Annotated in this window: 14 protein-coding genes; 9 read left to right on the top strand and 5 right to left on the bottom strand. The window is 55.9% G+C overall.

The genetic code is table 11. The features are described 5' to 3' along the window. Window positions 1-178: 178 nt before the first annotated feature. The 4 genes from CQ011_RS06200 to CQ011_RS06185 form a co-directional block, all read right to left on the bottom strand. A complete protein-coding gene (locus CQ011_RS06200; RefSeq protein ID WP_105675663.1) occupies window positions 179-796 on the bottom strand; it encodes a TetR/AcrR family transcriptional regulator in 618 nt (205 codons plus the stop codon). A gap of 31 nt (window positions 797-827) precedes the next feature. Continuing rightward, on the bottom strand, window positions 828-2,147 hold the full coding sequence (locus CQ011_RS06195) for a phenylacetate--CoA ligase family protein (protein WP_105675661.1): 1,320 nt from the start codon (window positions 2,145-2,147) through the stop codon (window positions 828-830). A 28-nt stretch (window positions 2,148-2,175) separates the two neighbouring features. Continuing rightward, window positions 2,176-2,622: a hydroxyphenylacetyl-CoA thioesterase PaaI gene (gene paaI / locus CQ011_RS06190; protein WP_105675659.1), complete on the bottom strand. Its 447-nt coding sequence runs from the start codon at window positions 2,620-2,622 to the stop codon at window positions 2,176-2,178. A gap of 301 nt (window positions 2,623-2,923) precedes the next feature. Further along, complete coding sequence (locus tag CQ011_RS06185; protein ID WP_105675657.1) at window positions 2,924-5,086, bottom strand: S9 family peptidase; 2,163 nt, start codon at window positions 5,084-5,086, stop codon at window positions 2,924-2,926. Window positions 5,087-5,362: 276 nt separating this feature from the next. Between CQ011_RS06185 and CQ011_RS06180 the strand changes: the two genes are divergently transcribed. The 9 genes from CQ011_RS06180 to CQ011_RS06140 all read left to right on the top strand — a co-directional run bounded on the left by CQ011_RS06180 (window position 5,363) and on the right by CQ011_RS06140 (window position 13,163). Further along, window positions 5,363-6,757 carry an amino acid ABC transporter substrate-binding protein/permease gene (locus CQ011_RS06180; protein ID WP_096256989.1) on the top strand — a complete coding sequence of 465 codons (1,395 nt, stop codon included), beginning with the start codon at window positions 5,363-5,365 and terminating at the stop codon, window positions 6,755-6,757. Next, window positions 6,754-7,509, top strand: a complete 756-nt coding sequence (locus CQ011_RS06175) for an amino acid ABC transporter ATP-binding protein (protein WP_105675655.1) — start codon at window positions 6,754-6,756, stop codon at window positions 7,507-7,509. The genes CQ011_RS06180 and CQ011_RS06175 overlap by 4 nt, the downstream gene beginning before the upstream one ends. A gap of 272 nt (window positions 7,510-7,781) precedes the next feature. After that, on the top strand, window positions 7,782-8,231 hold the full coding sequence (locus tag CQ011_RS06170) for a DoxX family protein (protein ID WP_105675653.1): 450 nt from the start codon (window positions 7,782-7,784) through the stop codon (window positions 8,229-8,231). Between the two features lie 310 nt (window positions 8,232-8,541). After that, a complete protein-coding gene (paaA, locus tag CQ011_RS06165; RefSeq protein WP_096256986.1) occupies window positions 8,542-9,528 on the top strand; it encodes a 1,2-phenylacetyl-CoA epoxidase subunit PaaA in 987 nt (328 codons plus the stop codon). Between the two features lies 1 nt (window position 9,529). Beyond that, window positions 9,530-9,820 (top strand): 1,2-phenylacetyl-CoA epoxidase subunit PaaB, encoded by a 291-nt coding sequence (paaB, locus tag CQ011_RS06160; protein WP_105675651.1) that lies wholly within the window; start codon window positions 9,530-9,532, stop codon window positions 9,818-9,820. Further along, window positions 9,817-10,677 (top strand): 1,2-phenylacetyl-CoA epoxidase subunit PaaC, encoded by an 861-nt coding sequence (gene paaC, locus CQ011_RS06155; RefSeq protein ID WP_105675649.1) that lies wholly within the window; start codon window positions 9,817-9,819, stop codon window positions 10,675-10,677. The genes paaB and paaC overlap by 4 nt, the downstream gene beginning before the upstream one ends. 47 nt (window positions 10,678-10,724) lie before the next feature. Further along, window positions 10,725-11,210 (top strand): 1,2-phenylacetyl-CoA epoxidase subunit PaaD, encoded by a 486-nt coding sequence (gene paaD, locus CQ011_RS06150; RefSeq protein ID WP_105675647.1) that lies wholly within the window; start codon window positions 10,725-10,727, stop codon window positions 11,208-11,210. Beyond that, entirely contained in the window at window positions 11,207-12,367 is a 1,161-nt protein-coding gene (gene paaE / locus CQ011_RS06145) for a 1,2-phenylacetyl-CoA epoxidase subunit PaaE (RefSeq protein WP_105675645.1), read from the top strand. The genes paaD and paaE overlap by 4 nt, the downstream gene beginning before the upstream one ends. A 10-nt stretch (window positions 12,368-12,377) precedes the next feature. Continuing rightward, complete coding sequence (locus CQ011_RS06140) at window positions 12,378-13,163, top strand: enoyl-CoA hydratase/isomerase family protein (RefSeq protein WP_105675643.1); 786 nt, start codon at window positions 12,378-12,380, stop codon at window positions 13,161-13,163. Window positions 13,164-13,224: 61 nt separating this feature from the next. On the opposite strand, the gene CQ011_RS06135 is transcribed toward CQ011_RS06140, so the two are convergent. Further along, window positions 13,225-13,677 carry an Lrp/AsnC family transcriptional regulator gene (locus CQ011_RS06135; protein WP_096256980.1) on the bottom strand — a complete coding sequence of 151 codons (453 nt, stop codon included), beginning with the start codon at window positions 13,675-13,677 and terminating at the stop codon, window positions 13,225-13,227. Between the last annotated feature and the right edge of the window lie 56 nt (window positions 13,678-13,733).

The raw sequence follows: 13,733 nt of genomic DNA, 5'->3' as shown, positions 1-13,733 counted from the left end.
ACGCTTCTTTAAGTTTGACTGGGAAATGATCGGGTAGGTGCAAAATGCACCCTATTGATGCTATCGCCGAAACCTGTGAAGACGAATAGCTCGGTACTGCGAAGCGACATAGAACATAGTTAGGCCCCGGCTCCTGTAACGTAAAAACGCATCAGGAGCCGGGGCCGAGGCTATGAAATTACTTCTGTGTGGGGTGCAATCCGTCAAAGACCAAGGTGATTGCCTGGTTTTCCAGATCTTCGGCCTCAATTGGACCATCTTCGCGGAACCAATCCACAACGGAGTTGATCAGACCGAACAGCAAGCGGGCGGTAGCCCGAGGATCAAGATCCTCGCGAAGCCTGCCGGTGCTCTGCGCTTCGGTGACCAGCTGTGCCAGCTGACGGTCCATAGCGCGACGGCGATCCAACGCATTGCGTTCAAGCTCTGTATTACCGCGCAAGCGCAACAGCAAGGTGACGTAGCTACGCTTGGAAATCAAAATGCGGAAGGTGGCCCGCAAGAAGAAATCTAAGCGCTCATCAGCACTTCCCTGATGTACCTGAACCTTATCGATGACAGCTTCCAAAGGAATCAGTGCCTCGTCAAGGGCGAGCCGCAACAGATCTTCTTTCGAAGAAACGTGGTGGTAGATGGCGGACTTACTGATACCCAGCCGGTCCGCCAATTTACCCATCGACGTCGCTTCATACCCGTGTTCGTTAAAAGCTTCGACAGCAATACGAAGTACGGAATCCTGATCGTAGCCGGGGCGACCGCGCTTCACTGGCGTGCGCGATTTTTCGATAAGTTTCATGATCCCTTAATTATCCCACGCTAGGTGGACTTTACTTGTCTCGCATGTCAAAGATGCGCTTGAGCTTGCCCATAGAACGCTCCAGCGTCTCCGGGTCAAGAACTTCAATGGCACACGAAGAACCAACATGGATCTTGATGAGCTTGCCCAACTCGCCGCCGGCCTTGGTAGCTTCCTCGGTGCTTATCCCGGCGCGGCGCTCAACCTTGACCGCGAGCTGATCCATGCGGCCCGGGCGGGTGAGTACCAGCTGGAAGTGTGGTGAGAGTGCCGGCAACTTCAAGATGAGCTCTTCGATCTGGCTTGGGAAGAGGTTCACGCCGCGCAGAATGATCATGTCGTCACTGCGTCCGGTAATACGACCCATACGACGGTGTCCTGGGCGAACCGAACCGGGCAGCAACCGGGTCAAATCATGGGTGCGGTAACGGATGATAGGCAAGGCCTGCTTGGTCAGTGAGGTGAAAACAAGTTCACCGTGTTCGCCGTCGCCAAGAACCTTCGTTGAGTCATAAGCATCAACGATTTCTGGGCGGAAGTGATCCTCCCAAATATGGCTTCCGTCCTTGAGCTCGCCAGATTCGCCGGCCACACCTGGGCCCATCACCTCGGAGAGCCCGTAAATATCGCAGGCATCAATGCCGAACATTTCTTCCAGCTCGTGACGCATTTCTTCGGTCCACGGCTCTGCGCCACATACGGCAACCTTCAAGGAGGTTTTGCGTGGGTCAAGTCCCGCACGCTGCATCGCGTCGCCGATAGTCAACAGGTAGGTCGGCGTGCACAAGATGGCATCCGGCTCGAAGTCCTGAATCATGGTGATCTGTTTATCGGTTTGTCCGCCAGACATCGGAATGACGGTGGTGCCTAGGCGCTCGGCTGCGGCGTGCGCACCCATTCCACCGGTGAACAAGCCGTAACCGTACGCGTTGTGAACCTTCCAGCCGGGCTTTACGCCGGACAGGCGCAAGCAACGTGCACCCATTTTGGCCCAGTCATCGAGGTCCTGCTGCGTGTAACCAACCACCGTGGCTCGGCCGGTGGTTCCTGAAGATGCGTGGATGCGCGCTACCTGGTGCTGTGGAACAGCGAACATGCCAAAGGGGTAGCTTTTGCGTAGATCTTCTTTTTCGGTGAAAGGGAAGATCTTCAGATCTGCCAGTTCCTTCAAGTCGCTAGGGTGCACACCGGCGGTGTCGTATTTGTCCTTGTAGTAAGGAACGTTGGTGTACGCATAGTCCAGAGTCTCTTTGAGACGGGTGAGCTGAATCGACTCGATCTGGTCCCGGCTCATGGTCTCTTCAGGATCCAGTGGATTAGGCAGGTTATCGCGGTCAGTTGTCTGTGACATGCTCATTCTTTCGTGTGGTGGCGAATGCTTAGCGTTTTTTAGGCTGCGGGACGGTACGTGAACGGCCGCGGAATTCGGCTACGGTTTCGGTACCGCCATCATTCGTGGGCTGGGTGACGGTAATGTCATAGATCCCGCTGCGGCCTTGCTGGGAGACTCGGCGGCCCGTAGCAGTCAACAATCGACCAGGAATTCCTGGCTTGAGGAAGTTGATGTCCACTCCGGAGGCCACGGTGATGGTGTCCTTGGAACCTTCGGCAGGGTTGCAGCTCAGTGCGAAGGCGGTGTCTGCAAGGCTGAAGATCATGCCACCGTGAGCGATACCAAAACCGTTAAGCATTTCTTGGCGCAGTGTCATCGTAATGACCGCGTAACCGTCACTGACCTCGACAACTTCGATGCCCATCCACTGGGTTGCATAGTCGTTGTGCAAGATTGCGTGGGGCAATGCTTTGTCTATTTGGGTTTCGCTCATAGGGACCTCCGCCGAATTAGTTACCGAACGATCATTAGGTAATACTAGATTGTGACCCATATCAAGCCCTGCTGTCTAATGGCAGGCGTCACAAAGGCGTGAATTTCTTGAGTCCCGAAACCGAAACCTAGCCGTGAGCAGGCCTCTACGTGGGTCGAATTAAGCCGAAGAATCTTTATGATTGCGTCGACTGTCCCTGCACCGCGCAACGTGCAGTTAAAGACCACGGCGGCCCGCCGAACCTAGTGAGTGATCCTCACTAGGTCCTGCAGGCCGCCGCTTGTAGAGTTCGCTTCGCGAGCTACTTGGCTGAGCCGGTGTTTTTGCCTAAGGCATCCAAGGCGAAGGCGTAGTCCCACGCGCGGTTCTTCCACGCTTCGTAGCGACCCGAAGCGCCGCCGTGCCCGCCTTCCATTTCGGTCTTCAGCAAGATCGGTTCACTGCCCGTGCCCACCTCGCGCAGCTTGGCCACCCATTTAGCTGGCTCAACATAGAGCACTCGGGTGTCATTCAACGAGGTAACCGCGGCAATCCGTGGGTAATTCACGGCGGTGACATTCTCATAAGGGGAGTAAGACTTCATGTAGTCGTACACTTCCTTATCCTCAATGGGGTTGCCCCACTCTTCCCATTCCAAAGCAGATAGCGGAAGTTCTGGATCAAGAATTGAAGTCAGTGGGTCCACAAAGGGAACCTGAGCAATGATCGCGGTGTATAGCTGCGGGGCCAAGTTAGCGATGGCACCCATCAGCAATCCTCCGGCAGAGCCGCCTAACGCCACAATCCGTGCTGGGTCGGCCCAACCGGTGTCGATCAGGTAGTTAGTTGCATCGACAAAGTCGGTAAAGGTGTTCTTCTTGGTCAGTTTTTTACCCTGCAGGTACCAGTCGCGTCCCAGTTCGCCGCCGCCCCGCACATGGGCGATGACAAAGATGACTCCGCGGTCCAGCACACTCAGTCGTGGAATTCCGAAGCCTGGGTCCATCGAGGCCTCGTAGGATCCGTAACCGTAAAGCAAAACCGGGTTAGGGACAGAAGTATCCAAATCTGCTCGACGCATCACAGTCAGCGGAATCTTGGTGCCGTCGGCAGCGGTGGCCCATTCACGAGTGGACAGGTATTGCGCCGAATCATAATCATTGACCGGGGTTTGCTTGCGCAGTACCAATTCCAGGTCATTGAGCCACAGATCATAGACCCGCGCAGGAGTGAAGTCCGAGGTATATCCAATGCGGATCAGCGGTGCTTCCAAGTTCGCGAAGGTCGCCGCCGCGGTAAAGAGTTCTTCGTCAAAGGCTGGCTCAATAATCGCTTGCTGGGAATCGGTGCCCAAAGACTCCAACGCAATCAGCTGCACTCGTTCGCAGGTATCGCGGCGCACCGAAAGTACCAGGTGAGTTGCCGTCAGTGCCGTCCCTTCGACCTTCACCGTTGATTCGTGAGCCAACACCGTGGTCCAACTAGCCGGATCGGTATCGGCGCCTAGCTCGCTGAGCTCCACCAGGGACACCATATTATTGGGGGCCTGGTAATCGTGGGTGATCACCGCACGAGCATCGGCGCCCGGTAGCAGATCCACCCCGTGAAGCAGTCGCAGTGAACGCGGTACGAGTAGTCGAACCTGCGCCTGCGGGTCATTCAAATCTAGGACGCTGGTCTCGGCGTATTCGGAGTTGCCACTGGAAATCAAAAGCTGCTGGTGATCTGTGCTCAGATCAAAGCCGAGCCACATGCCCGGGTCATCTTCTTGGAAGATGACAGTGTCGGTGGCTGGGTTGGTCCCCAATTTATGTGCACGCACCTGATGTGGGCGCCAAGTGTCATCTACCACCAGGTAGTACACGGTGGATGAGTCCGGGGAGAAGGTCAGTCCGTAGAACACGCCTTCAATAACGTCGGGAAGTAGCTGACCGGTTTCTAAATCCTTGATGTACAGGGTGAAACGTTCATCTCCCTGAGTATCGATGCAATAGGCCAGCAGGTTGCTTGGCTCATTGATGGCCATGCCGCCAAGCGAGAAGAACGACTGACCTTCTGCCAGCTCATTGCCGTCGAGTAGTACTTGCTCGCCTTCAAGTGGCTGTACCGGGTCGATTTCCGGTGGCGTCCAATCTTTACGCGCATCAACTGAATCCTCGGCCTTGACGCGGCACTGAATGGTGTACGGCTTGCCCTCAACTGAGCGGGTGTAATACCACCAGCCACGTCGACGCGTGGGGACCGACAAATCGGTTTCCACGGTGCGTGCCTTGATTTCTTCGAAGATATCGGCGCGCAGTTGCTCTTGATCTGAGGTGACCGAGTCGGTGTACGAATTCTCGGCTTTCAGGTGGTCAAGTACCTGATTACTGGTCTTTTCACGCAACCATTCGTAGTTGTCGGTGAATGAGTCGCCGTGGAATTCGCGGGTGGTTGGAATCTTTGCAGCCAGCGGTGCGCCGGCGGTCATCGAATCAGAAGTCATGCATCTATTCAATCTCACGGTGAGCTGTTCTGGGGTTGGCTATGCTCAGCGCGGACAGGATGAGCCCGAAAAATTTACCAATTAAGGCGCGGACATGGACGGAAAGGGTACCCGCTCAGCTCTATTGGTCATAGGCTAGCAAGCATAAGAATCGAACTGCATCCGGGGCATAAGGCCCTACTCGCAATAGAAAGTGATTCAGCAGTGAAAAACACACGCACAACTTTGAGGTCGAGGCGTATAACTCGGTGGATCGCTGCGGTATCCATCGGTTTCATGGCGCTGGTAGCCGGAGCGCCCGGAGCATTAGCTCAGGGAAATGAAAGTGTCGACGGGCAAACCTACGTTGTCGGCACCGATACTACCTTCGCGCCATTTGAATTCCGCAAGGATGGCAAGCTGACAGGTATCGATATGGACCTGCTCAACACCATCGCTAAGGATCAGGGCTTTAATGTCGAGATCCGTTCCCTAGGCTTCAGCGCCGCATTGCAGGCGCTGTCGTCAAATCAGGTTGATGGTGTGATCGCCGGTATGTCAATTACCGACGAACGCAAGGAGATCTATGATTTCTCCGAGCCATACTTTGAATCTGGCATCCAGATGGCAGTTGACCGTGATGATGAAGCGGTTAAGGGCTATGAGGATCTGAAGGGCAAGACCGTCGTCGCGAAGACCGGTTCCGAGGGTGAGACCTACGCGAAGTCCATTGCCAATGAATACGGGTTTAAGGTCAAGTCCTTGGACCAGTCGGCCACCATGTATGAATCGGTCAAGGCTGGCAGCGCCGTAGCGGTCTTTGATGACTACCCGGTGCTGGCCTATGGCATTGCACAGAACAATGGTTTGAAGACCGTTACCGATAAGGTGCCTGGCGGCTCTTACGGGTTCGCGGTGAATAAGGGCGAAAACACCGCCCTGCTCGCAGCCTTCAACGATGGTCTAGCCGAGCTGAAAGCTAACGGCGAATACGACAAGATTCTGAACACCTACCTGGCTGATCCAAGCGAAGCGGTGCCAAGTAACTTCTTTGACCTGGTCGCCAAGTCGTTGCCGGCCTTGATGACCGGTTTGGGTAACACCTTGCTGGTAACCGCGATTTCCTTCGCGGTGGCCATGATGCTGGGTCTGGCCTTCGGGTTCATGAAGATTTCGGGCAACATTGTGGTGCGCGGAATTTCGACTTCCTTCGTCAATATCTTCCGTGGCACCCCGCTGCTGCTCTGGGCGTTCATGTTCTACTTCGGTCTGCCACAGTTGACCGGCTGGGATGTCAGCATCTGGGTTGCCGGCGTGCTGACCTTGTCGCTGAACTCGGCCGCATATATTGCTGAGATTGTTCGCGGCGGTATCCAGTCAGTTGATCCGGGACAGCTTGAGGCTTCGCGTTCACTGGGTCTTGGCTACGGTAAGTCAATGCAGAAGGTCGTTGTTCCGCAGGCTTTCAAGATGATGACACCGTCATTGATCAACCAGCTGATCATCATGCTCAAAGACTCCTCGTTGTTGCTTGCCATTGGTTTCGGCGAGCTGCTCTACCAGGGTCAGCAGATTTACGCGGCGAACTTCCGAGTCACCGAGACTCTGATTATCGTCGGCTTCATTTACTTCGTCGCCATCATGGCCCTGACCAAATTGGCAAACTTTGCCGATCGGAGGTTTAACAAATGAGCACCGTAAGCGAAAAGACCACGACCTCCAAGATTCAGGTCAAGGATCTACGTAAGTCCTTCGGGTCTAACGAGGTTCTGCAGGGGATCAATCTTGACGTGGCAGAGGGTGAAGTAGTTTGTGTGATCGGGCCTTCGGGTTCCGGCAAGTCCACGCTCTTGCGTTGCCTGAACAAGCTCGAAGAGATCACCGCCGGCAAGGTGGTTGTTGACGGCTTTGATGTCACCGATCCAAAGGTTGATATCAACGAGGTCCGTCGCCACGTGGGCATGGTCTTCCAGCATTTCAACTTGTTCCCGCATATGTCGGTCGCGGAAAACATCATGTTGGCTCCGGTGGAGCTTAAGAAGATGAACCGCACCGAGGCACGAGCCAAGGCTGAAGAGCTATTGACCCGTGTGGGACTGTCCGACAAGGCTAATGCCCGTCCGGCGTCCTTGTCCGGCGGACAGAAGCAGCGCGTGGCTATCGCCCGCGCGTTGGCGATGTCTCCTGGCATCATGCTCTTTGATGAGGCAACCAGTGCGTTGGACCCGGAAATGGTCGGCGAGGTTTTGCAGGTCATCAAGGAACTGGCGGACTCTGGCATGACGATGGTCTTGGTCACTCACGAGATGGGCTTCGCCCGCGAGGTGGGGGACCGGGTGGTCTTCATGGACGGCGGCGTCGTGTGTGAAGAAGGTAAGCCAGAAGAATTGTTTGGTAACCCTCAGCAAGAACGTACCCGAGATTTCCTTTCCAAGGTTCTCTAGGACTTTCTCGCCTTGAGCGTAGCTTCGGCCCGCCCCAACTCAACTGCTTAAAAGTTGAGTTGGGGCGGGCTTTTTTAATCCGTGAACAGGCGCGCGGCAAGGCCACACCCATCTGCCTGAGCCAGTCCAAATCGTTGACCCCTGCAACATTAGTTGAAGATTAAAGTAATTTATTCTAGGGTGTAACTCGGAGCTCGCGCCGAACCGTCGGTGGCGAAGCTAATTGTTCGATATCCGAAATTAGTCGGATCTACTGACCAGGAGTCACCTATATGAACGCTTTTATCGAGAACCCTCGCCTGCAGACCGCTGCGCGCACGCTGTTGCGCTTGGCTTTCGGCTTCCTTTTCTTGGCCCACGGTTGGCAGAAATTCTTCCAGTTCACCATCGAAGGCACCGTTGCCGCTTTCGGTCAGATGGGCGTACCTGCGGCTGGCCTGATTGCTCCGGTGGCAGCAACCCTTGAGATCGTCGGTGGTATCGCTATTATTCTGGGGCTACTGACCCGAGTCTTCGCTGGCCTGCTGGGTGTCCAGATGGTCGTTGCGCTATTCATGGTGCACGCGCCGGGCGGAGTCTTTGTCGAAAATGGTGGCTTTGAGCTTGTGTTGGCGTTGGCCGCCGGCGCGTTGGCGCTGTTCCTCGTGGGACCGGGCCGCATTTCCTTAGACGCGCTGTTCTTCAAGAACAAGCAGGCAGATAAGGTCCTCATTAACGCGTAACTATTCGCGTAGTGGCAAGCGCTGCGAGCCGCGCTGGTACTAATGAGCAATCCCTTGGTGTCACCCCATTCTTTGGGTGTGGCACCAGGGGATTTCTGCGTTTCTGGCGAGGGTTTTCGGCGCTGGTATCCGAAATTTTGACCGGTTGCGGCGCAATAATCGGCAATCGCGAGGGGAGTGGGGTGGGTCTAAAGCGGGGCACGCGAAGTATTTATGCGCAAGCATGACGCGTGCGGTTGACGTGATCGAGGGCACCCTCATATACTGAACGAACGGTCAGTATGTAAATTAATTTTCAGTGAGGTGAACCATGGCCCCGACCACACCGCAGGAGCCGGGACTAAGTGCCGTCCCAAGCTATGAAGAGCAGCAATCCCAGTCGCGTTTCGACGCCCTAATTGGCGACGATTCTCGGATTGAACCCCGAGATTGGATGCCAGAGCCATACCGCAAGACGCTCACCCGTCAGATCTCCCAGCACGCACACTCCGAAATTATCGGAATGCAGCCGGAGGCTAACTGGATCACCCGTGCTCCATCACTGAAACGCAAGTCCATTTTGATGGCCAAGGTTCAGGACGAAGCCGGTCACGGACTCTACCTGTATTCGGCTGCCGAAACCTTGGGCACCGAGCGCGATGAGCTCAACGATCAGCTACTGACCGGACGCGCCAAGTACTCCTCAATCTTTAACTACACCGCACGCAACTGGGCAGATATGGGCGCCATTGGTTGGCTTGTTGACGGTGCAGCCATCGCCAACCAGGTGCCACTGTGCCGCGCCTCCTACGGTCCATACGGCCGTGCCATGGTGCGAGTATGCAAGGAAGAATCATTCCACCAGCGTCAGGGATTCGAAATCCTGCTCTCGCTTTCACGTGGTACCGAGAAACAGAAGCAGATGGCACAGGATGCGATCAACCGCTTCTACGAGCCATCGCTGATGATGTTTGGCCCACCAGATGATCAGTCGCCAAACTCCGCCCAGTCCATGGCGTGGAAGATCAAGCGCTTCTCCAATGACGAACTGCGCCAGCGCTTCGTCGGAATGATCGCCGAGCAGGTCAAGGTCTTGGGCCTGACCCTGCCGGACGAGAACCTGCACTTCGACGAAGAGAAGAAGCAGTGGATCCACAAGGATCTGAACTGGGATGAATTCATGAACGTTATCAAGGGCAATGGTCCAGCCAACGCCCAGCGACTCGAACGTCGCCGCGAGGCCCACCGCGAAGGTGCATGGGTCCGTGAAGCCGCTACCGCTTACGCCGCAAAGCAAGAACAAAGTGAGGTTGCCTAACATGAGCCAAAAGAGCAATTGGCCCCTGTGGGAAGTATTCGTCCGTTCCTCCCGAGGACTTTCACATGTCCACGCAGGATCGCTACACGCACCGGATAAAGAGATGGCGCTGCGCAACGCGCGAGATCTCTACACCCGTCGCAATGAAGGCGTCTCCCTGTGGGTAGTGCGTTCCACCGACATCATCACCTCTGACCCGGATAGCAAGGATGCGTTCTTCGAATCCCCACAGGGCAAGGACTACCGTCACGCGACCTATTACAAGGCCAGCGAAGGAGTGAAGCACCTGTGAACCACGAAGAACTTGACGCATCGCTGGACAGCTTCGGCGACGCGCTGGCATCAGCCACTCGTGTCACCCCAGGTAACGCACTACGTCCGGAAGATATCGCCGTTGCCGGTGCCAAGCCAAGTGACGAGGTCGCACAGTATGCGTTGCACCTCGGCGATGATGCGCTCATCTTGGCTCAGCGTCTGTCGCACTGGATCTCCCGCGCCCCAGAAATCGAAGAAGATATTGCCTTAGGCAACATCGCCCTCGATGTCCTAGGACACGCACGTTCCTTCTTGACCTATGCCGGACTGGCTTGGGACAAGAGCGAAGATGATCTGGCCTACTGGCGTGAGGAAGAGGATTTCACCTCACTGCAGATCGTTGAGCAGCCTAACGGTCACTTTGGTGTGACGATTATGCGCCAGCTGATTATCTCCATCTACCAGCACTTGCTCTACAGCAAGCTGCTGGAATCCAAAGATGAGACCATCGCGGCAATCTGCGCTAAGGCAGTCAAGGAAGTTGACTATCACCGCGACCACGCAGCGGCTTGGACCATCCGTCTGGGTCAGGGCACCGAAGAGTCGGCTGAAAAGATGCGTCACGCACTGGAAGTACTTTGGCCCTACACCGGCGAAATGTTCCAGGACGAAGAGCTTCACCGCAGCCTAGGCGAGGTAGCGGTACTGCCCTCTACCTTGCGTGAAGCGTGGGAAAAGGAAATCACCGACGTGCTGGCAGAAGCCGGACTTCAAATTCCTAAGACGGGAATGGCGATGGCACACGGACGTGTCGGCGAACATTCCGAACATCTGGGCTTCATCCTGGCCGAGATGCAAGTACTTGCCCGCAAGCACCCCGGTGCGAGCTGGTAACCGATTCCCTAATCCGTTTGAAGGGAGCAACAGTCTTGAACAACGTCATGACTAACGCCGAGGAACTCTTTAGCATCGCCGCTAAAGTGACCGACCCAGAAATCCCAGTGCTTTCCATTGCGGACCTAGGCATTCTGCGTGAGGTCAACGCCAACGAAGACGGCAGCGTCCAGGTCATCATCACCCCGACCTACTCGGGTTGCCCAGCCATGGACGTGATCACCCAAGACCTCTACCTTGCATTCGGTGAGGCAGGAATCGAGAAGGTAGACGTCAAGCTGGTACTGACCCCAGCCTGGTCTACCGACTGGATGACCGAGGACGGTAAACGCAAACTCGAAGAATACGGGATTGCGCCGCCTACCGGCACCGGCCACAGCGGACGGGTGACCCTGGGCATCAGCGTTAAATGCCCGCGGTGCCACTCGCTAAATACCCGAGAGCTTGCGCGTTTCGCCTCGACCTCCTGCAAGGCGTTGTACACCTGCAAAGGCTGTTTAGAACCCTTCGACTACTTCAAGGTGCTTTCATGAGCGAACAAACTATTCCCACCCGTCGTCGGGCCACCTTCCACCGGCTCACGGTTTCCGAGGTGCGCCGGCTAACCAAGGACTCGATCGAAGTAAGCTTCGCGATTCCCGAAGAACTTTCCACAGACTTCGATTACGTTGCCGGTCAGTACGTGGCATTGCGTAAGGAACTGCCAAACGCAGAAGGTGAACTCGTCGAGGTTCGCCGTTCTTACTCCATCTGTGCCGCTCCCACCGGTGTGCAGATCAAGGTAGCCATCAAGAAGGATCTTGGCGGACAATTCTCTACCTGGGCCAACGAGGAACTCGTAGCCGGGGACCAGATTGATGTGATGAGCCCTACCGGTGCATTCATTTCCAAGCACAAGCTCACCGGAATGAATGATCCTTCCTCGGTAGATACCGTGAACCAGGACCAGTTCGTTGCGGTGGCCGCAGGCAGTGGCATCACCCCGGTGCTGGCGATTGCACGCACCATCTTGGCAGCCAATGAGAACACCCGCTTTGATTTGATCTATGCCAACAAGGCCGCCATGGACGTGATGTTCCTGGAGGAACTGGCAGATCTTAAGGACCGCTACCCCTCACGCCTGGCACTGCACCACGTGCTCAGCCGTGAACAGCGGATCTCTCCGTTGCTTTCCGGACGTATCGACGCCGAGAAGCTTTCGGCCTTGCTCAACAACGTGCTGCAGGCGCCAAAGGTTGACGAGTGGTTCCTTTGTGGACCATTCGAACTGGTGCAGATGGTCCGTGATGAACTCAAGGTTCTTGAGGTCCCGGCCGACAAGGTCCGCTTTGAGCTATTTAGCACCGGTGAGCCGAACCGTCCGCAGGGACAGGTGGGACGCCCGGTATTGGTGGACGAAAACGAGAAGAGCTTCGAAATCACTTTCACCCTAGACGGGTTGCAAGGTGAGGTGAAGTCTCCAGTGCGTGCAAACGAAACGGTGCTAAACGCCGCCCTTCGAGTCCGCCAAGATGTTCCGTTTGCTTGTGCTGGAGGCGTGTGCGGCACCTGCCGCGCAAAGGTCACCTCCGGCTCGGTGAACATGTCGGAGAACTATGCACTGGAACCGGAAGAAGTTGAAGCCGGCTACATCCTGACCTGCCAGTCGCACCCAACCAGCGACAAGCTCAGCGTCAACTTCGACTCCTAGGGGATAACAGATGATTGAACTTAGCATCAGCGAAGGCATCGCCACCGTAACGCTTAATGCTCCAAAGAAGATGAACTCTTTGGATCCAGCCGGCTTGCAAGAACTCTCCGAAGCCTATGACAAGGCCGCTGTTGGGGTCACCGAGGGCACGGTACGCGCCCTAGTGCTACGCGGCGAAGGCCGTGGGTTCTGCGCGGGACGCGACATCTCAGGAGTAAACCCGGCTGACGACGACGTCATGGGTTACCTTGACGGACTAGTCCAGCCGTTGCTGGAGAAGATGTCTAGCTTCCCGGCACCCACCTTTGCCATTGTGCAAGGTGCTTGTCTTGGTGTGGGCCTTGGCCTAGCGGTGGCCACCGACGTGGTCTACGTGGCAGAGAATGCAAAGATTGGTTCTCCGTTTGCAAACCTTGGCGCGACCCTCGACTCCGGCGGACACTGGCTGTTCACCGAGCGTCTCGGGGCACACCGCACGCTGGACATGATCTACACCGCGGAACTGATCTCCGGTGCCGAAGCGGTACGTTCGGGGCTCTTCTCCCGGGCATTCCCGGCAGAGGAACTGGTAGAGCGCAGCGAAGAAATTATCGCCAAGGTGGCGCAGGGCGCTACCCAAGCGTTCGTCGCCTCGAAGCAGCTGGTGGCGCAGATCCGCGACGAGCGCGCAGGACTATGGGCCTCGATGCGCACGGAAAATAAGGCGCAAGCAGCCTTGTGCGACACGAGTGACTACGCCGAAGGATTCAAATCCTTCCAAGAAAAGCGGCCACCGGTCTTTACCGGCGGAAACTAGAAGCCTAAACAAAGCAGGCGAGACGGAAGGTTCCGTCTCGCCTGCTTTGTCATACCAGCGCTTAGCGCGTATCTGAGTCTTCGAAGATCAATAAAGTCTGGGTATCAAGCACCGTCGGCAAAGATTGCAATTGTTCAAAAACAACGCGGCGTAAGTCCAAATTGTCTTTGGCGCGAACCAAAAGAATCACATCAAAGTTTCCACCGACCAGTCCAATATGCTGCACCTCGGGAATCGCGGCGAGGTGGTCTCGTAGTTCCCGCCAGGAGTGCTGACGCAGTTTCAACGTCACGTAGGCGCTGGCCTTCAACCCTGCTTTGACCGGATCGATTACCGCGGTATACCGGGTAATAACCCCGGCATCTTGGAGCTTTGCGATGCGTGAATACGCGTGTGCCCGAGAAACGTGGACGCGCTGGGCTACCGTGGTCACCGATTGCCGACCGTCATTGGTCAGCTCGGCCAGGATCGCCCGGTCAACATCGTCCAGCTTTAGTTCCGCATCCGCGGCCATTTGTTCTCCTTGCAGGGGGTAGGACGAGAATTCGCCAAACCCATTTTGAACGTACT

The sequence above is a fragment of the Arthrobacter sp. MYb213 genome (assembly GCF_002979915.1).
GTDB lineage: Bacteria > Actinomycetota > Actinomycetes > Actinomycetales > Micrococcaceae > Glutamicibacter.
This window is presented reverse-complemented; position numbering and strand designations above follow the sequence as displayed.

Coding starts and splice junctions, on each gene's coding strand:
- CQ011_RS06200 (WP_105675663.1), bottom strand. CDS start 796: ATGAAACTTATCGAAAAATCGCGCACGCCAGTGAAGCGCGGTCGCCCC.
- CQ011_RS06185 (WP_105675657.1), bottom strand. CDS start 5,086: ATGACTTCTGATTCGATGACCGCCGGCGCACCGCTGGCTGCAAAGATT.
- paaD (WP_105675647.1), top strand. CDS start 10,725: ATGACTAACGCCGAGGAACTCTTTAGCATCGCCGCTAAAGTGACCGAC.
- CQ011_RS06195 (WP_105675661.1), bottom strand. CDS start 2,147: ATGTCACAGACAACTGACCGCGATAACCTGCCTAATCCACTGGATCCT.
- paaE (WP_105675645.1), top strand. CDS start 11,207: ATGAGCGAACAAACTATTCCCACCCGTCGTCGGGCCACCTTCCACCGG.
- CQ011_RS06140 (WP_105675643.1), top strand. CDS start 12,378: ATGATTGAACTTAGCATCAGCGAAGGCATCGCCACCGTAACGCTTAAT.
- CQ011_RS06135 (WP_096256980.1), bottom strand. CDS start 13,677: ATGGCCGCGGATGCGGAACTAAAGCTGGACGATGTTGACCGGGCGATC.
- paaB (WP_105675651.1), top strand. CDS start 9,530: ATGAGCCAAAAGAGCAATTGGCCCCTGTGGGAAGTATTCGTCCGTTCC.
- paaA (WP_096256986.1), top strand. CDS start 8,542: ATGGCCCCGACCACACCGCAGGAGCCGGGACTAAGTGCCGTCCCAAGC.
- CQ011_RS06180 (WP_096256989.1), top strand. CDS start 5,363: ATGGCGCTGGTAGCCGGAGCGCCCGGAGCATTAGCTCAGGGAAATGAA.
- CQ011_RS06175 (WP_105675655.1), top strand. CDS start 6,754: ATGAGCACCGTAAGCGAAAAGACCACGACCTCCAAGATTCAGGTCAAG.
- paaI (WP_105675659.1), bottom strand. CDS start 2,622: ATGAGCGAAACCCAAATAGACAAAGCATTGCCCCACGCAATCTTGCAC.
- CQ011_RS06170 (WP_105675653.1), top strand. CDS start 7,782: ATGAACGCTTTTATCGAGAACCCTCGCCTGCAGACCGCTGCGCGCACG.